This window comes from Bacillus cereus G9842 (genome assembly GCF_000021305.1).
Taxonomy (GTDB): domain Bacteria; phylum Bacillota; class Bacilli; order Bacillales; family Bacillaceae_G; genus Bacillus_A; species Bacillus_A thuringiensis_S.
The window spans coordinates 3,203,533-3,221,403 of record NC_011772.1 but is presented as its reverse complement, the minus strand read 5'-3'; the positions used below and the strand labels follow the sequence as shown (position 1 = coordinate 3,221,403).

Here is a 17,871-nt window from a genome sequence, read left to right as displayed (position 1 = left end):
AGTATGAACAGTAAGGAAGAAAATATAATTTGTTATATTTATTATATTTGTTTGACAATTAAAGTGGAATTACGTATAGTAAGAATTAAGTGAATATTTTCTTATCCAGAGAGGTGGAGGGACTGGCCCGATGAAACCCAGCAACCGCGATGCAGGTGCTAATTCCAGCAGAACATATTTGTTCTGGGAGATAAGACGAAGATATATACGTAACTTCTTCTTATCGGAGAGGTTTTTTTATTGCAAAAAAACCGATTACGAAAATTTATATTAAGAAGAAAGGGGTTGCGCATTACTGTGACACTCGAAAAATACGTAAAACTGCGTAGTACAGTTTATGAATATATGATAGAGCAAGATAAGCCGATATCATTGTTAGATATTCAAGAACATATCGTTTCGCATCATGAAGGAAAATTCACGAAAAAGATGTTGCATCAATTTTATTTATCAAGATTATTAGACGAACTAAAACTGGATGGGAAAATTACATTAGCTGATGAATATCTCTATGCTGAAAAAGGTGTATTGTATAAGGCGAGAAAAGGGAGCTAAGCTCTCTTTTTTTCTTAAAATAACGGAGTATGTAGAGTAAAAGACTGCTAAAGCAGCCTGATACAGGGAATGGTGTTGAGTGTGTAGTGTCAAAAATTGAATGTGCCTGAAAGAGGCAATTCATATCGGCTGCAAATGAAAAGAGACACCTTCGCCGAATAGGTGTCAGTCGTTTTGTCACGTAGACTTGCTACTTAACAGTAATTAGAATAACATGCAGGATTTTTGAAGTCAAAAGGGAATTAAAGGAAGGGGTACAATTATGTACGCTTACTTATTAAAAGATATAACGAAATGGATCCCAAAGTACATTGTAGATAAGGGATATGAATATTATGAAGATGGGCATGTAGAAGATGTTGAAATACAAGATAAAAAAGTGTTTGCTTTCGTTACTGGAAATGCAGGGAATTATGAAGTAGTTATCGATCTCGAAGATTTTTCAGAAAGTAACTGTGAGTGTCCCTATGAAAATTATTGTAAACATATGGTGGCAGTTGTTTATGATATTCAAGGTGCTGGTGAGAGTGCAGTTAAAGAGAAACTGAAAGATTTAAAAAAAGAAGAGTTACTTATATTATTAAATCGATTGTTGCAAAGTTCGAAAAACGTACAAATTGTAGAGAAGTTATTAAAGAAGGAGAAACTTTAACGTATAGAGGGAGTTGTTTTGTAGTGAACGTACTAATTATATATGCTCATCCTAACCCTTCAAGTTTTAACGCGGCGATTTTCAATCATGTGCAAAAAGGACTACAGGAAACAAATCATTCAGTTACCGTACTTGATTTATACAAAGAACAATTTGATCCAGTCCTCGTATTTAATGAAGAGAAGAAAAGACGCGATTTAGTAAATGAAGAGGAAACAGCTCGGTATAGAACGTTAGTAGAAGAAGCAGATACACTTCTATTCATCTATCCAATATGGTGGTGGGGGATGCCAGCAATTTTAAAAGGATTTATCGATCGTATTTTCGTAGCTGGATTTGCTTATAAATATGAAGGGGCTCTGCCGAAAGGATTATTGCAAGGGAAAAAAGCATGGGTTATTAATACGTTAGACTCGCCTCTATGGTACGTCGCATTGTTATATCGATCAGCAGATTGGATTATGATGAAGAGAGGTATTTTACGTTTTTGTGGCATTCGCGATATAAAACGGTCAGTGTTTCAATCTGTGAAAACGAGTAAAGTATCAAAGCGTGAGAAATGGTTATTACAAATAGAAGAAAAGGCTCGTGCATTATGAATGAAGTCGATCGTATTATAAACTGTGTTCAGTATGATGGCGAACTTTTTCGGAAGTATGTTACGTGTTTACTTCAATTGAAAAAATGCAGCGAAACATTTCAGCAAATTCAAATAGAGTTAAGAAATGATTATTTAATAAGAGGAATTTGTGAAAGAGAAGTTGATGAGGTAGTACGGGGAAGTAAAGAATATGAAATGCATTTTCTTCCTAAAGTATTACAGTGGAATTTTTTGAGGGAAAATCCACATCTAATTGAAAAAGTGTGCGAAGATTTTTTTGCATTTGAGTCATTACATCTTACGGAGTTAGAGTGGGAGAAGATTATAAATTTCATGGAAAATAAGTGATTTATTATGTAAAAAAGCTAGTATAAAACTAGCTTTTCGTTTAAATAAATAAGAAGCATAGACTAATGATAAAACCCGCATATAGTAAGTTCACAACACAAAATCCCATAATGTCACGAGCACCTAAACCAGCTATCGCTAATGCTGGTAATGCCCAGAAAGGTTGAAAGGAACGGTATTTGAATATTGATCTAGTTGATTAATATGCAGCAAGTGCAAAAGGATTTTATTTTCTTTTGTGGAATGTTATTTATATTTACCTTATTAAAATTTAGAAAGGAGAATATTTATGAAACATTCCTTAATGGAGACAAATTCAGAACCAGAAAAGAAAGAATCGTTGCTTACACGATGTGCAAATATATTTTCGAGATGGTCTCAGAAATATGTCCCGGATGCCTTTGTTATTGCAGTGCTGCTCACTTTATTTACTTTCATTATAGCTTTGTTGATGAATCCCTCAAATCCGTACAAAATCGTAAAATCTTGGGGGGATGGGTTTTGGACTTATTTAACGTTTACAATGCAAATGGTATTGCTAATGGTTACAGGGATGACGTTAGCTTCTGTCCCGTTTATTAATAGAGCCTTGCAGTCTGTTGCAAAGTTAGCCGATACACCTCAAAAGGCCTATACGATGACATTTTTGATCAGTGCAATTGCATACTATATCAATTGGGGGCTAGCCGTAGTTGTGGGAGCTATCATTGCAAAGGAAGTAGCAAAAAAGAATGCGAATGCACATTTTCCATTACTTGTAGCTGCTGCTTATGCTCCGACAGCCTTATATAGCGCAGGTCTCTCCAGTTCTATTGGCCTGACAATTGCCACAAAGGATCATTTTCTTGTAGATATGATTGGAATTATTCCTACCTCACAAACAATCTTTAGTTACTCTACTTTAATTATTTTTTTCACTCTATTCATCACGATGCCAATTATTATTGTACTTATGGCTCCAAAAAGTGGGATTATCAGCTATAAAGCAATCGAAACTGATACAAATTCTTTTGTAAAACCTCCTCAAAAAAGTTTAACTCCTGCGGAAAAACTGGAATGGACACCAGTTTTAGGAATAATATTAGGCGCAATCGGCACGTTGTATTGTGTTTATGAATTCATGAACGGTCATAGTTTAGATTTAAATATCATTAATTTGTTTTTCTTGTCACTTGGTTTGCTCCTACATGGTTCTCTTGGTAACTTTGCACAAGGATTTAAAGAATCTGCGCAATCCATTTCTCCAATTATCTTACAGTTTCCATTTTATGCAGGGATTATTGCTGTTTTAGGTAGTTCAGGTTTGGGAAGCTCAATCATTGAATGGATGGCATCCATTGCGTCAAAGGATACATTTGATATATTTACATATTGGTCAGCGGGGCTGGTAAACTTATTGGCGCCATCTGGCGGGGGGCAATGGGCTTTACAAGGACCACTGCAGGTCCCGGCAGGATTGAAGTTAGGTGTAGATCCGGCTACTATCGCTATGGCGGTAGGTTGGGGGGACGCATGGACAAATTTGATTCAGCCGTTCTGGGCATTACCTCTTTTAGGTGTGCTGGGATTGAAAATTAAAGACATTATGGGTTATTGTTTCATTCTTTGCATTTGGGTTGGCATAGTTACAAGTTTATTGATGTTATTTGTATATTAGCTTTAATAGGAATGCCAATACTATCAAGTAATACTATTAAAATGAAAAAACCTATTCTTTCTATAAATATATAGGAAAGGATAGCGTTTTTTTATGTCTATTCTTGTATCTGATGAATTACAATTATTTGCTTAAGAATTTTAAAGATTGTTATCTCCAAATATCTTACGAGAGATTACTAGGGATGTTGGTTTTGTGCAACAAACAGATAGGTACCAAGCAAGTATTTAGTTACTTTATATGCTTGGATGAGTCAAAATACCACTAAAACTTCTTTCACATGTATGGAATGTACGGTTTTTTATCCACAAGCTGTTCTTTATCAAGCTCAGCATGATGATCACCATTAACATTATGGTTGAAAGTATACAATATGGTATGGCAGAACCGAGAGTGTTGGAAGTACTACGAGAACTGTTGGACATTATTAATAAGCGACAATAAAAATTTTTTCCTGAACGCAAGAGGAGTTTTTTATTGGGAATAGTAAGGATGAGGGGAGGTGCATTACATATGGGAAAAGGTAGAAGTAATAATGCAGGTAAAAAGCAACCAAATTTCGATGATTCATCTAATTTCGCTAAACAAAGCCAACCGACAGAAAAGAAGAAGAAATAAAAAAAAGGATCTCTCTATATCAAGAGAGATCCTTTTTTACTATATTGACGTTTTAGCACAACAGATCGAGTGTTCAATTGAATAGTCATAACTGTGCAAGGTTTAAACTCCTGCTTCCACTACTGTGGAAGCTTTTCTAAATGATGTGCAATATCAATATACATATTTGAATAAACCGAATGTATTTCATTACTTGGCGTTGCGTTAGAAGAGAAATGAACGATTACCATATTTGCTTTCGGATCGATGTAAAGTGTTTGTCCGTAACTACCTAACACTTCGAAAGCACCTTGTTCATTGTGGGGAATCCACCATTGATTATGATAAGAAATAGAAGCGCCAATACTAATTTCAAGTTCACCTTCTTGTACATTTTTTACACTTTCTGTAATAGAAGAAGGGAGAATTTGTTTTCCGTTATATTCCCCGTTGTTTAATAGTAATTGCCCGAATCTCGCCATATCTCTAGCAGTTGCATTTAAGCCAGCGCTTGCTTGTTCTATTTTCATTTCATCTGTAACGTAATACGCGTTTTCTTCCATACCAATTTGAGACCAAATTCGTTCGCTTACATTTTCAGCTAGTGATTTACCAGTAATAGTTCTAATAATCCAAGCAAGCGTTTCTGTTGATCCGTTATTGTAAGAAAAGGAAGAACCAGGCGGTGCAGTTTCTTCGGCTTCCCGTAACATATCATAAATTTTCATCGGACCGTCGTAATTTTTGCCGCGGGGTAAAATATTGCTAGCTAAATATAATTGTGCATCTTGATTTTCTAGCCCAGGTTGCTCATATCCATGAGTAGGATATTCAGCTGAAACTTGCATGTCCATTAATTGCTGAAGTGTGGCATTACCGAACGGTGTGTTTTTTAATTCTTTTATGTAAGTGTCAGCTGTTTTTTCTAAGTCAATACGTTTTTCTTCAGCGAGAGATTGTATAATTGCCCCGGTAAAGACTTTTGCTAATGATGCCATACCATGAGGTTCATTCTGTTTATACTCATTGAAATATCGTTCATAAACAAGTTGTCCATTATGTACAACGACAAAAGCATCTGTTTTGTTATCGTCTAAAAGTTTTTTTAGAGGAGTTGTATTTCCGAATCTACGCTCCACAGCAAAATCATCTAAGTTTTGCAATGCGGAAGGGAAGTGAGCAATTTGGTCAGGGTTGTTTTTTACGTTATTAACTAAAGTGAATTCTTTCATATGTGTATACGACCAACGTAAGTAAGGGTCATTTAACCAGTTTTCTTTTGTCACATTATGTTTTGATGGGGTCGTTTTATTATGTTTGAAGTAAGTAAACCCAAGCCCTGTAATTACAAATATGAATGTTAGTATAAGTAAGAGTAGGGGAGATTTTTTTAGTTTCATATATGGCCCTCCTTTTTATTTCTACTATAAGTATACGCTCGTCTTGAAAGAAATACAAAATAAGGAAAGTAAACGGGGAAGTTTACTTTCCTTATTAACGTTAAGCGGAAATTTTTCCGTCTGTAGGTTGTTTCTTGAATTTTTGTTTTCGTCCGTGTAATCCGTAATATAAAAGTAAAGTGAACGCAACGATAATAGCTGCGATAAAATACATATTATGATAACTGGATTTCGCTGCGACAATACCTAAAATGAAAGAACCAAAACCAATACCACTATCAAAGAATGAAAAATACGTAGCTGTCGCAGAACCACGTCTATGGTTTGGGGCGGCAGAAATTGCAATCGTTTGGAAACTCGGAATTAATGTTCCGTAACCTAAACCGATTAGCATACCTGCGCCAAGGAACCAAAATGAAGTTTGTGCTTGGCTTAATATGAACATTCCGATTGTGAAAATAATGATTGCAGGGTAAACGAGTACATTTTCACCGAAGCGATCAAAAATCTTTCCTGTAAATGGACGAGAAATGACAACAACAAGTGCGTATACAATAAAGAAGTAACTTGCAATTTCACTTAAACCGAGTTCTTTCGCATAAATAGGAATAAAGGATAAAATACCACTATAAGAAAAGGCTAAAACAAATCCTGTAAGTGCAATCGGAATAGAAGATGGTTCGATTAAGTCTTTCCATTTCATTTTTTCACGTTTTTGTTTGCTAACAGGTGCTTCGTGAGGAATATCGACAAGTAGCCCTAATAAAAATGCAAGTAATGAAAATACGGAACAAACGATAAATAATACAGTAAACGAAAAATGAGAAATAATTGTTAAACCTAAAAAAGGACCAATTACCATTGGCAGACTCATAAATACGCCGAAATATGCAAGTGCTTCGCCTCGTCGATGAGCTGGCGCAACATCAGTTACAATCGTACCAGTAGCTGTCGTTGCCATCCCGAACCCAATACCGTGTAAGAAGCGAAGGGCAAGTAATAAGAATAAACTTTGCGCACCGAAATACATAACAGTAGCGGCTAAAAATAATGAAAGTGAAATAAATAATATTTTCTTTCTTCCTAAATCATCGAGCCATTTTCCTGTGAATGGTCTACATAAAACAGAAGAAATAAGAAACACAGTTGCAACTAAACCAATTTCCTCAGGTTTTCCTTTTAGGCCGTCTATTACATAGACAGGCAGAGTAGTCATAAGCATGTAAAATGTTAAGAAGAGAAATAGACTACTAAAACAAGTTCCGAGGAAATCCTTCGTCCAAAGTTTCTCACTTTGCATCGTCATCCCTCCAATTTAATCTAAATTTTTAATAATTTGTTGTAACATTTGAAATGCTTGATGTAAATCATCTTCGTTAATACCTTCTAGCGTTTTTTCTTCGAAAGTGTCAACTTCTTCTTGCCATACTGGAATCATCTTTATCGCTGTTTCGGATAAAGAAATAAGCTTCTCGCGGCGATCTTTACCTTCTGTACGAATAATCCATCCCATCGTTTCCATACGTGTTAACGTACGAGTCATCGTTGGTGATTCAACATTTAAATACTGGCATAATTCTGTTTGCGTACAAGAACCAGTTTGATTAATGCGGAAAATAACAGCCCATTGCGCACTAAATAACCCTGTTGGAGATACACGTTCATTAAATTTCTTCGTAAACTTTCGAGAAGTCTGGCTGACGATGTGAAAAAAATGTTGTTTTTCGTCCATGTATTTTGATCCTTTCAAATTAGTTACCTAGCTAACTATATACTTTTTTATAATAATTGTCTAGTAATAGACATGTTGATTTATGTAAAAAATTCTTATAGGTTTTATGTTGCGAACGTATATTCTACGTGCTATTCTTTAATTAAGTAAAGAATTTTCTTTCTATTAAATAGAATGGGGGAACTTGTGATGATTAAGCCTGCAACAATGGAGTTTGTTTCACTATCGAACGGAGAAACGATTGCATATCAGGAAGTTGGAAGGCGAAATACAGATATTCTTGTACTCATTCACGGGAACATGACATCGTCACAACATTGGGATTTAGTCATTGAAAAGTTGCAAGATCAATACCATATTTACGCTCTTGATTTAAGAGGGTTTGGACAATCAACGTATAATCGATCGATAGATTCATTACAAGACTTTGCAGAGGATGTAAAATTATTTATCGACGAGTTAAAGCTAGAGAAATTCTCATTAATGGGCTGGTCAATGGGCGGTGGCGTTGCGATGCAATTTACAGCGAATCACCCAAATTTTGTAGAAAAGTTAATTTTAGTAGAATCAGTAGGAATGAAAGGATACCCAATCTTTAAAAAAGATACGAATGGGCAGCCGATTGTATCAAGTTTAGTAAAGACGAAAGAAGAAATTGCGCAAGATCCAGTACAAATCGCTCCAGTATTAGATGCGATAAAAAATATGAACAAACTATATTACCGTACAGTATGGAATCTATTAATATATACACATAATCAACCTGAACCGGACCGTTATGAAAAGTATTTAGATGATATGTTAACGCAACGTAATTTCGTAGATGTGAATTATGCGCTCATTACATTTAATATTTCAGATGAACATAACGGGGTTGTAGAGGGAAGTAAGCAAATTCATCGTATTAAAGCGCCAACACTCGTCATACAAGGTGATAGAGATTATGTCGTACCGCAAGTAGTCGGTGAGGAATTAGCGAAACATTTGCCAAATGCAGAGTTGAAGGTATTAGAAGATTGCGGACACTCACCGTTTATTGATTGTTTAGATGTATTTATAAAACATGTAGAGAATTGGTTAGAACAGAAATAATCCCCGAAATGAGAAGTGTTGCATATACTATAACATTTGTATGTATAAGGGGAGATTATCAATGCATAAACCATCCTTAATCGCTTATTCGCCATATAATCATCATATCTATACAAAAATAATGATAGATCCGATGTATATGCAAGTTTCACCAGCTGTAGTTCCTTTACAAATGCAGCAGCCACTAACAGTTCATATGCAACATTACTTATATGGACCATCATTTTATGAAAATCCATATTTTAAACACTTTCATTACAATGTGAAAGCGCAAGTTTGGGAAGGATAAGATAACAAGCTAAAAGGTTCATTCTTTTAGCTTGTTTTTTATTGCGAATATTCGTACACGCATTTGAAGAAACAGTTTATAATGAAAAGTGGAAGCGTGAGAAGGAGAGGGAAAGGGATGTCAATGCGTTTTACTTTTTGGATTATGGTTGGGATTGTAGCAATCTCGGGTTTGTCACAAGGAATGCTCTTACCTGCCATTGCAATGATTTTTGAACAAGAAGGGGTTAGTTCAAGTATTAATGGTATTCATGCGACGGCATTGTACATTGGGATATTAGTCATTTCGCCGTTTCTTGAAAAACCGATGCAAAGGTTTGGAATGAAGCCGATTATTGTTATAGGTGGGTTTCTCGTTATTATTTCATTATTCTTTTTTACACAAACATTTTCGTTTTGGGTATGGTTTATCCTTAGATTTCTAGTTGGAGTCGGAGATCATATGCTTCATGTCGGAACACAAACATGGATCACGACAACATCGGACCCAAGTAAAATAGGGAGACAAGTATCGATATACGGTGTATTCTTCGGAATTGGTTTTGCCGTTGGTCCGTATTTAGCAAGCACTGTGCAGTACGGTCTTGCGACACCATTTATTATATCTACTGTACTTTGTTTAATAGGTTGGCTTTTACTACTTCCAACAAAAAATGCATTCCCAGCGCAAGATGAAAGAGAAGTGAAGAGTGAATCATCATTTTCTCGTTATAAACAAGTTGTTGGATTAGGATGGATTGCACTGCTAGGTCCACTTGCATATGGCGTACTTGAAGCAATGTTAAACAGTAACTTACCAGTATACGCACTTCGTAAAGGGTGGTCTGTTTCAGATGTATCCTTCTTATTACCAGCATTTGCAGTTGGGGGTATTATTACACAAATTCCGCTCGGTATATTAAGTGACAAATACGGAAGGGACCGTATATTAACGTGGACGTTTAGCATAAGTACGGGAATTTTTCTACTTGCCGCCGTATTTGATCAATATTACTGGATTGTCTTTGCCTGCATGCTTTTAGCGGGTATGGTTATTGGATCGTGTTTCTCTTTAGGGCTTGGATTTATGACTGATTTATTACCGAGACATTTACTACCGGCAGGTAATATATTATCCGGAATCGCTTTTAGTTTAGGAAGTATTATGGGGCCTGTATTAGGCGGCGTATTTATAGAAAAAATACAGTATACAAGCTTTTTTATTGCGGTTATGATTATAATGGGAATTCTAGCAATGTTATATATGGTCTACATGAAGAATCAATTCGCATCAAGAAAAATAGAAAGTAGGTTAGGGCATGACAAAACAACCTAATAAAAAGAAATTTGAAGTACTAGAAAATGAAACAATTACAGACTGCTTAGCACGTATGGAACAAGAAGGCTACGCTCCGTCTCGTCGTATGGAAGAGCCGATCTTTCATGAAGTAAAGAAAGACGGCAAAACAGTAGTTGAGCCGTGCGGTAGGAAGATTGTTTTTGAAGGGAAATTGAAGTAATCCAATAACAAATTCTCTTTATCGTATAGAGCCATCCAATAGCTGGATGGCTTGTTTTTTTATTAATCAATGAAGGAAGGAATTAATTAAAATGAATCTTCCTTTCATTTCTCCTAATTGGCTTCTTTATATGGGTCAAAAGATTGCTACTTTTTTTGTATATTGGTAAAATAAGTTCTTGGGTCTTACTTATCGTTATCGGTATAATGTTTGTCGCTTAACGTAAAGAAATTAGTTACAATGATTCCATAATATTTAAAGGGGGTACAGCAACGATCCCCTCTTTTTGGAGCCACTCACAAACGTAAAGCAAGAGAAGAGGCTATATGAACTATTCTTCTATCTTGTTTAGATTAAACGAGTTACTGCAATTGGAACAGGTAGGTATATGAAACTAGTCGACATCCTGATGGATCATGTTTTTCTAGCAATCTATCAATTCTGATGGAATTGATAGATTGCTAGAGAATGGAAAATGATTATCTGTATATTCCGAAGTAAATGTAACAGAGTGTCCTTCCATAATTAAGGGTAAAACCAAAATACGTTGTTTTAAAGAATGATTTGTTAGAACTGGTTATAAGTAATAAAACAGAAAAGAGGATCACATGTTAGATACTTTACAGAGAAGTAAAAAGTTTTTTTTATTATGTCTTATTTTTTTAGTGCTTTTAACTGCTTGTGGTAATACAGATGTTAAGACATCTAAAGCTTCATTACCACCGGCTGAATCTAATATAGATACATCATTAAAAGCACCAAATTGGGTAGAGAAGAGTCCTATCCAACAGTCTCCTAATTTTACGGAAGATAAAAAAGTAAAATCGGTTGTGAATTTAATAGCAACGGGTGATAATTTATATCATGACGCAGTAATTAAAGATGGCAAACAAAAAGACGGTTCATATGATTATAACTATATTTATGAAAATATCAAAAAAGCTGTTAAATCAAGTGATCTTGCTATCGTGAACCAGGAGACTCCAATTGCAGGAAATAATCTAAAAGTACAGGGATATCCGACTTTCAATACACCTGAAGAAGTAGGACAATCTTTAGTGGACACTGGATTCAATATAGTGACTCAAGCGACAAATCATGCTATGGATATGGGTATTAAAGGTGTTGCGAATACAAGAGAATACTGGAAGAAATATCCGGATGTTATCCCAGTAGGCATGAATGAGAGTCAAAACGAGCGTAATGAAATAAAAACGATTACAAAAAATGGTATTCGCTTTGCGTTACTAAATTATACATATGGTACGAATGGAATTAAAATTCCGGCTGATAAGTCTTGGGCTTTAAATTTAATTGATAAAAAAGCGATACAAAATGATGTGGAAAAGGCAAAGAGTAGCTCTGATATGGTGATTGTTATGGTGCATTGGGGAGTAGAATATACCTCAACACCTTCAAAGCAACAAAAAGAAGTTGCTCAATATTTAACAGATTTAGGTGTAGATGTAGTAATTGGAAATCATCCACATGTAATTCAACCAATTGAGTGGAAACAAAATAAAGAGGGACATGAAACGCTAATCTATTATTCTCTTGGAAATCTTATTTCTGCGCAAGAAAAATTAGAAACATTGGTTGGAGGATTATCTTATGTACAATTTGTTAAGTATGAAGATAAAACTTTTGGTATACGACAAGCGGCAATCGTACCGACAGTAACCGACTACGCTGATGGTAAGAAACAATTTAAAATTCAATTTTTAAAAGATTATTCGGATGAAGATTCTAAAAAACATGGAATTAAAAAATTTGTCGGCCCCGTTTCTTTGAAGGATTTTAAGGAGATTCCTAGAGACGTGTTGGGAAATTGGTATAAAGACTAATAAACAAAAAGGGAATGAGATACAATTAAAAAATTTATAATTTTAGCATTGGTATTGGCAATGGGATGGAGTCTTGCTGCTTGTAGTGGAAAGCAAACATCTCAGGAAACTACTAATAATAACGATAAAAATAAAAAAGAGATACATGCGAATAAAAAAGATGTTTTACCTATCTCTGATCCTAATGATTGGAGAATTATTCTTGTAAATAGAGAGCATATGTTATCAAAGGAACTAGGAATTGAATTAACAAGTATTACCCAAAATGCTAAGCCGAATATGAAAATAGATAGTAGAATTGCAACTTCCTATCAGGATATGGTAGCAGCTGCAAAAAAAGAGGGAATCAATCTTTATTTAAGATCAGGTTATCGAGCTATAAAATTACAACAAACCTATTATGATGCTTCAGTTAAAAGCTATAAATCTCAAGGCTTGTCGGATAAAGAGGCTAGTGCTAAGGCGTTGGAATATCTTCAGTATCCTGGTGCAAGTGAACATCATACTGGATTAGCGTTAGACATTATTTCAGTTGAATGGCAGAATACTGTAGAAGATTTAAATGCAAAATTTGAAACTACCGATGCATTCAAATGGTTAGATAAGAATGCTGCAGAGTATGGATTTACTCTCCGCTATCCAAAAGATAAAGAGAATATTACTGGCATTAAGTATGAGCCATGGCACTATCGTTATGTAGGAAAAGAAGTTGCTGTTTATCTAAAAGAAAAAGGGTTAACTTTAGAAGAATATAACGAAAAAATTAAGTCTGGTAAGTAAAAATATGCTTTAATTTTATTAAACATTATGCACTGCTACAGGAAAAGGTGAATCTGAGGATGTGTTAACCTTCCGCCTAGTATTGTAAAAACTGAGTATGATAATTTGAGCACGTATGAACCAGTTATCGTGTAAAAAGATGTATGTATTAAGAAATTAAAGTTAAGGATCTGATATTCATATCAGATCCTTTTTCTATCGTTCTTTTAAGAGCGACTGAGCCAAAATATTGGAATGAATATAGAAACAAAACAGCCAAAGGAATAGTATAACGAATCAGGGAGTCTACTCGTACGCTTCATTGGGATTATCCAGAAATAGTTGTTGATGAAATAAGAAAGAACTGGTCTTACTCTCAAGCAAGGATTTAATACGAATGAATTGGATAAAAGGTAGTAATAAAAAACACTGCGCCTGGCAGTGTTTTTTATTATTTCTGCACATAAATACATAGTCATATTGATTAAAGTTTCACTTTATTGAAGAAAAATGCGAAAGCCATTCATAAAATATGGAAATGTTAAAATCCCTTTGATAAAATAGCAATATGTAAAAATAATTATTTGTTAATTCTTAATGTAATGAATATTCATGTTTAAATATACGAATTTAACTACATAGTTATTGTGCTAAAGGGGGAGAAAGATGTTAGATGAATTGTACAATGCTTTTTTAAATGCGTCTGGTTTTACAGAAAGTGCGAGGAAACGAGATCGGTATGATGATTTACATGATTATTTAAAAGATAAAGAAAGAGAGTTAAAGCAATTCATTCAAGAGGCTGAATCAGCGAAGAGAGAGTATGAGAGTAAAAGTAATGGTTTAGAAGCTAATAAAATTCCGGCAGTTGAATTTGAACAAAAACGTCATGAAAAGGATGAAGACTTAAATACAGTATTATCCTATTTTAAAAGTGCATTAAGCGATATTGGATCTGCAAAAAGTACAGCTTATGCAAAGTATTTGGAATATAAAGCGAAAGCAGAATCGGAGAAAGCGTCAGCATACGCTGCAGCGACCAAGGCTTTTGAAGAAAAGAAAAAGGAATTTGAAAACTTTATCCATTAAGCATACAAAGAATGGAGGGAACGAACATGAGTGGTAAAGAGGTTGAAATTATAGGAAGTAACACTGCAAGTGCCATTTCTTACGCACAAAACATTGAAAATGGTATGAAGGATTCTTTAAACCAAGCGAAAGACTTAAAAGCATATGTCACAGGTGCGAAATGGAATGGAAAAACGCGAGATGCTTTTTTAAGTTACCTTGATTTGATCATTCAATATAATTCAGAAATGGTAGAGGCATTTGAAGGGCATACGAAAGCTTTGAAAGAGTTAGATAAAAGCATTCAAACGTACGGAGATAGATCGGAAGTAAGGGCGATAAAACAATTGTGATGGAGAAACGAGGGATAAAAGAATGGGGAAAGAAATGAGTTTTGCACCTGCTGAATTATATGTTCTCGCAGGTGCAGCTGGGGTTACCGATATATTTGGATTGCCAAACCGTGACGCAATTATTTTACTTGATGCAGAATGTGTCACGAAAGCAACTACGAGTTTAAAAGAAAAAGGCCTACTTACAAGTGAAAATGGAATTACCCCTGCAGCTTTTCAAATAATTGAACTATTAAAGGAATATGAAAATTGTCATGAATACACGAGAATGAATAATGTATTAATTGGCTTTTTAAAAGAGGATAAAGACCGAGTGGCTGTATTAACAGAAATAGAACCAAATAAAAAATACGAGATCGACTACATACCAAAACCGGACGTATATTTTTCATTATTAACACGCATACCCTTCTTATTGAGAGAACCGAGAGAAATAGAAGATACATTTTTCTCAAAGAGAATGACAGAGGCAGAACAACAAACATTTGAGGAAAAAGATTTATCAAATAAAGACGTTATAGCGATAGAAACGTATACGAGGCCTCGAAGTAATAGAGGAGGAAAATGGGAATGTTTCTTATATTTCACTGAAGGAGAAGATTTCGTTCAAATAGATGTAGATCGTAATCGATATGACTGGGTGAGCCTCTATGCGGTTAATAAGAAATTGTATGACGTGTTAAAAATGCCATATAAAAAGTTAATTGACCCGAGACAATTCTCGTTAGGAGGTATTCAATAATGCAAGTATCAATGGGAGATAGTGGTTCTGGTGGTGGAGAAGAAGTATTAGTTAATTTTCAAGAACTACTAGATATAGTAATGAAGTTAGAAAATATATATAAAATCCATGTAGACGTCATTGGAACGAATATTGAGAGTTTATTAAGCTGTGATTTTTATCAAAAAGGTGAAGCGATGAGAGTAATTGAAAAATATCCTGATATATTACACAAAACACTAGAATTGGCTGAACACTATTCTAGGTCAGCGACAGTTGTAGGGAATGTATGTGTAGAAATGCTTGAAAAGGACGAACAATTACGTGAAATATTAAGTAAGTTGTAGAAATCACCATACGGCTGGGGGGATGAAAACGAGATGGATGTGAAATATAGACCTGAACCATGGCAAAACATGGGAGATGGTATGAATCGAATTACAAAAGATGCACTCATGAAATTACGGGAAGCAAATGAATCATTAAAAAGAATTGATGGAAGAATACGAGATTTAGACTCGGATGGTAGTATACATTTTAATCCTAAAGATCAATCGCAAAAAATCGGGGAATTACTTGATAGTTATACGACATTACAAAAATATTGCGGAGAAGCAGGGCGATTAGTCTCTGAACATATAGATAAACCTTTTTTAGTAGAAATGGATAAATTCGCTCAAAAAGTGAGAGATACATCTATTCTCAGTTTTGAAACAAATAACCGAATTGGCTCCACAACAACGACAGTATTACCAGGTGCGCATGCGGGCTACGGAAGTGTACCACAAACAATACAGAAGAAGAAAGATAAAATAACAGTAGAAGATATTTTTAAAGATTCACCTGCATTTGATAATGTACTGAGAGAGGAATACAAAGAACTAAAAAAACGAAATCCAGATGCAAAACTAAATTATGAAGAATACAAGAAAGTAGTCCCATCCACACGAGGATTTGAATACAAATCGATAGAAGATGAACAGAAAAAACTAGAAATGGTGCGAGACATAGGAATAGGCGTAGGAATCATCATCACAACAATCCTTTGCCCACCACTCGGGGCCGCTGCCGCAGTAGTATACGGAGGTGTACAAATAAAAAGCGGTATCGACGGAGAAGACTGGGGAACACACCGGAAATTGAGCCAAGAAGAGCGGGTAGGAAACATCATTTTTGGTGGATTAGACGCAATCCCAGTTGTTGGAGCAGTAGGAAAAGGAGTAAAAGCATTCAAAGGGACGAGTGAATTAGCTGATTTAGCCAAATTATTAAAATTCAAAGAAGGAATGCCTGGTTTTAATCCAAATTTGGGTAAAAATGTGGTACAATCGCTTAAGGAAAATAAGACTTTAAAAAATGCACTAGATGCTATGAAAAATACTCCTATTCCAGTAGCAGTTAGGACGGTGGATACTGGAATAGGAATGAAGTTTCCTTATATAGAATCTTCAACTGTTGGAGAAGTAGCCGGAAAGTTTTCAAAGGCAAGTACGGCAGCTAAGGATGATGCTTATCAACTTGCTAAGGGTAGTGGAGGGGTTAAGGGTACGGGTGAAGCTACTAGACTTATTCCAGGTACCCCTGGAAAGGTTACAGGAGGTAGTTCTACAAAATTAGGGCAAAATTTATTGGAATCCATGGGGCTTCCACGTTCTGCATCACGGAAAGGATATCAGGCGCAACATATAATACCTAAAAATTTAAGAAATCATCCGGTATTAAAGAAAATTGGAATGGATATGGATCATGCTGATAACGGGATATTTTTACCGATACCAGCAAAAGATCCAAGTGCTTTGTCTAGGCATAGAGGATTTCATAGTGTATATAATAATGTGGTTAAAGATCAGTTAGATAAATTAAATATCAATCAAAGTATTAAGGAGTTGGAACAACAAGTATTTGAATTGCAACAAAAATTAAAAAAAGGTACAGAAAGTGGCTTGCCATTATACAAATCAAAGGTATTAGAAATTGGTATTGAGAAGTTTTACAAAACAAAATTAAATGAAGAAATAAAGATTTGGCAAAGAGGTGGCGGTGCTACTGAAGAACTTTGGGAAAGGTGGATAAATAAATGAAGTACGGAAAAAACACTCAATTAGTCGAAGAGGTTATTAATTTTATTACAAATTTACAACTTTTTCATAATGAAAACCTTCTAAATCGTGATGTTGTTATGGTTAATGAGTATGAAAGAGCACAAGAATTGGCATGGTCTCAAGATTTGGATGAGGTTGAAAACGTTTGGGAAGATATTAAATCCTCAGAAGGTGGGGAAATAATAGGACAATTATATGAGCATGATTTAAACTCTATGGAGCGTCCTATAAGGGAGATTATTCAATCATCTGAGAACTATCCAGGTGATTTTGTATTACAATATATTGATATTTTTGAAGAAATAATTGGAGATTTACATATGTGTGCACTAAATCGTTTAGTAAATGGAAAAGTTGATAATTTTTATGAAAGAATCTTTGAGGTTTATAAGCTTGGGGGATGGCCTTGTGGATGGGAAGGTGAATATCCACAAGGGAGAATAATTGTATATTCACCAGATAAAAAATAAAGTATATTTGTAGTGGAAAGAAAAACAATAAGTGGTTTAAAAGTAGAGACCCATGATGGTTGTACCATCATGGAGTATTACGTACAATGATAGAACAGAAAACGAGGTGCGAGCTTAGGTGAGATGACATTTT

Annotated in this window: 20 protein-coding genes, 2 pseudogenes and 1 riboswitch; of the genes and pseudogenes, 18 read left to right on the top strand and 4 right to left on the bottom strand. The window is 35.0% G+C overall.

What is annotated here, in order from left to right; genetic code table 11:
* Nucleotides 1–98: 98 nt before the first annotated feature.
* Nucleotides 99–197: riboswitch (SAM riboswitch) on the top strand.
* A 100-nt stretch (nucleotides 198–297) separates the two neighbouring features.
* The 4 genes from BCG9842_RS16165 (at nucleotide 298) to BCG9842_RS16150 (ending at nucleotide 2,156) form a co-directional block, all read left to right on the top strand.
* Nucleotides 298–555: a hypothetical protein gene (locus BCG9842_RS16165; protein WP_000171476.1), complete on the top strand. Its 258-nt coding sequence runs from the start codon at nucleotides 298–300 to the stop codon at nucleotides 553–555.
* A 262-nt stretch (nucleotides 556–817) separates the two neighbouring features.
* Nucleotides 818–1,207, top strand: coding sequence for an SWIM zinc finger family protein (locus BCG9842_RS16160; RefSeq protein WP_000271530.1), 390 nt, complete (start codon nucleotides 818–820; stop codon nucleotides 1,205–1,207).
* 23 nt (nucleotides 1,208–1,230) lie between these two features.
* Nucleotides 1,231–1,806 (top strand): NAD(P)H-dependent oxidoreductase, encoded by a 576-nt coding sequence (locus BCG9842_RS16155; protein WP_001101572.1) that lies wholly within the window; start codon nucleotides 1,231–1,233, stop codon nucleotides 1,804–1,806.
* A complete protein-coding gene (locus BCG9842_RS16150) occupies nucleotides 1,803–2,156 on the top strand; it encodes a hypothetical protein (RefSeq protein WP_001006472.1) in 354 nt (117 codons plus the stop codon). The genes BCG9842_RS16155 and BCG9842_RS16150 overlap by 4 nt, the downstream gene beginning before the upstream one ends.
* Before the next feature lie 40 nt (nucleotides 2,157–2,196).
* Here the strand turns inward: BCG9842_RS16150 and BCG9842_RS30095 are convergent.
* A pseudogene (locus BCG9842_RS30095) lies at nucleotides 2,197–2,322 on the bottom strand (TIGR00366 family protein); the annotation flags it as partial.
* Between the two features lie 123 nt (nucleotides 2,323–2,445).
* Between BCG9842_RS30095 and BCG9842_RS16145 the strand changes: the two are divergent.
* Together BCG9842_RS16145 and BCG9842_RS32050 are read left to right on the top strand one after the other, a co-directional pair.
* Nucleotides 2,446–3,813, top strand: a complete 1,368-nt coding sequence (locus tag BCG9842_RS16145; RefSeq protein ID WP_000682890.1) for a short-chain fatty acid transporter — start codon at nucleotides 2,446–2,448, stop codon at nucleotides 3,811–3,813.
* A gap of 147 nt (nucleotides 3,814–3,960) precedes the next feature.
* Nucleotides 3,961–4,109 (top strand): annotated as a pseudogene (locus BCG9842_RS32050) (IS4 family transposase); the annotation flags it as partial.
* 441 nt (nucleotides 4,110–4,550) lie between these two features.
* Here BCG9842_RS32050 and BCG9842_RS16140 read toward each other — a convergent pair.
* The 3 genes from BCG9842_RS16140 to BCG9842_RS16130 all read right to left on the bottom strand — a co-directional run bounded on the left by BCG9842_RS16140 (nucleotide 4,551) and on the right by BCG9842_RS16130 (nucleotide 7,542).
* Nucleotides 4,551–5,810 (bottom strand): serine hydrolase domain-containing protein, encoded by a 1,260-nt coding sequence (locus BCG9842_RS16140; protein ID WP_000768730.1) that lies wholly within the window; start codon nucleotides 5,808–5,810, stop codon nucleotides 4,551–4,553.
* Nucleotides 5,811–5,910: 100 nt separating this feature from the next.
* A complete protein-coding gene (locus BCG9842_RS16135) occupies nucleotides 5,911–7,110 on the bottom strand; it encodes an MFS transporter (RefSeq protein ID WP_001190320.1) in 1,200 nt (399 codons plus the stop codon).
* A gap of 15 nt (nucleotides 7,111–7,125) precedes the next feature.
* Nucleotides 7,126–7,542, bottom strand: a complete 417-nt coding sequence (locus tag BCG9842_RS16130) for a MarR family winged helix-turn-helix transcriptional regulator (RefSeq protein ID WP_000343679.1) — start codon at nucleotides 7,540–7,542, stop codon at nucleotides 7,126–7,128.
* 189 nt (nucleotides 7,543–7,731) lie between these two features.
* On the opposite strand from BCG9842_RS16130, the gene phaZ reads away from it, so the two are divergent.
* The 12 genes from phaZ to BCG9842_RS31040 all read left to right on the top strand — a co-directional run bounded on the left by phaZ (nucleotide 7,732) and on the right by BCG9842_RS31040 (nucleotide 17,738).
* Nucleotides 7,732–8,634, top strand: coding sequence for an intracellular short-chain-length polyhydroxyalkanoate depolymerase (gene phaZ / locus BCG9842_RS16125; RefSeq protein WP_000594887.1), 903 nt, complete (start codon nucleotides 7,732–7,734; stop codon nucleotides 8,632–8,634).
* 61 nt (nucleotides 8,635–8,695) lie between these two features.
* A complete protein-coding gene (locus BCG9842_RS16120) occupies nucleotides 8,696–8,923 on the top strand; it encodes a hypothetical protein (RefSeq protein ID WP_000549501.1) in 228 nt (75 codons plus the stop codon).
* Nucleotides 8,924–9,040: 117 nt separating this feature from the next.
* The gene (locus BCG9842_RS16115; protein WP_000062804.1) at nucleotides 9,041–10,237 is read left to right on the top strand and encodes an MFS transporter; all 1,197 of its coding nucleotides are present in this window, start codon (nucleotides 9,041–9,043) and stop codon (nucleotides 10,235–10,237) included.
* Nucleotides 10,221–10,421 carry an NETI motif-containing protein gene (locus BCG9842_RS16110; RefSeq protein ID WP_000166303.1) on the top strand — a complete coding sequence of 67 codons (201 nt, stop codon included), beginning with the start codon at nucleotides 10,221–10,223 and terminating at the stop codon, nucleotides 10,419–10,421. The genes BCG9842_RS16115 and BCG9842_RS16110 overlap by 17 nt, the downstream gene beginning before the upstream one ends.
* A gap of 608 nt (nucleotides 10,422–11,029) precedes the next feature.
* Nucleotides 11,030–12,265, top strand: coding sequence for a CapA family protein (locus BCG9842_RS16105; RefSeq protein ID WP_000887594.1), 1,236 nt, complete (start codon nucleotides 11,030–11,032; stop codon nucleotides 12,263–12,265).
* Between the two features lie 48 nt (nucleotides 12,266–12,313).
* Nucleotides 12,314–13,045, top strand: a complete 732-nt coding sequence (locus tag BCG9842_RS16100; RefSeq protein WP_000241993.1) for a M15 family metallopeptidase — start codon at nucleotides 12,314–12,316, stop codon at nucleotides 13,043–13,045.
* Nucleotides 13,046–13,690: 645 nt separating this feature from the next.
* The gene (locus BCG9842_RS16095) at nucleotides 13,691–14,113 is read left to right on the top strand and encodes a hypothetical protein (RefSeq protein WP_000883462.1); all 423 of its coding nucleotides are present in this window, start codon (nucleotides 13,691–13,693) and stop codon (nucleotides 14,111–14,113) included.
* 26 nt (nucleotides 14,114–14,139) lie between these two features.
* On the top strand, nucleotides 14,140–14,445 hold the full coding sequence (locus BCG9842_RS16090; protein ID WP_000014538.1) for a WXG100 family type VII secretion target: 306 nt from the start codon (nucleotides 14,140–14,142) through the stop codon (nucleotides 14,443–14,445).
* A gap of 22 nt (nucleotides 14,446–14,467) precedes the next feature.
* Nucleotides 14,468–15,187, top strand: coding sequence for a DUF5081 family protein (locus BCG9842_RS16085; RefSeq protein WP_000514121.1), 720 nt, complete (start codon nucleotides 14,468–14,470; stop codon nucleotides 15,185–15,187).
* The gene (locus BCG9842_RS16080; RefSeq protein WP_001198201.1) at nucleotides 15,187–15,513 is read left to right on the top strand and encodes a hypothetical protein; all 327 of its coding nucleotides are present in this window, start codon (nucleotides 15,187–15,189) and stop codon (nucleotides 15,511–15,513) included. The genes BCG9842_RS16085 and BCG9842_RS16080 overlap by 1 nt, the downstream gene beginning before the upstream one ends.
* A gap of 33 nt (nucleotides 15,514–15,546) precedes the next feature.
* A complete protein-coding gene (locus BCG9842_RS16075; RefSeq protein ID WP_000382747.1) occupies nucleotides 15,547–17,247 on the top strand; it encodes an AHH domain-containing protein in 1,701 nt (566 codons plus the stop codon).
* The gene (locus BCG9842_RS31040; protein ID WP_000873545.1) at nucleotides 17,244–17,738 is read left to right on the top strand and encodes a hypothetical protein; all 495 of its coding nucleotides are present in this window, start codon (nucleotides 17,244–17,246) and stop codon (nucleotides 17,736–17,738) included. The genes BCG9842_RS16075 and BCG9842_RS31040 overlap by 4 nt, the downstream gene beginning before the upstream one ends.
* Nucleotides 17,739–17,871: the final 133 nt, after the last annotated feature.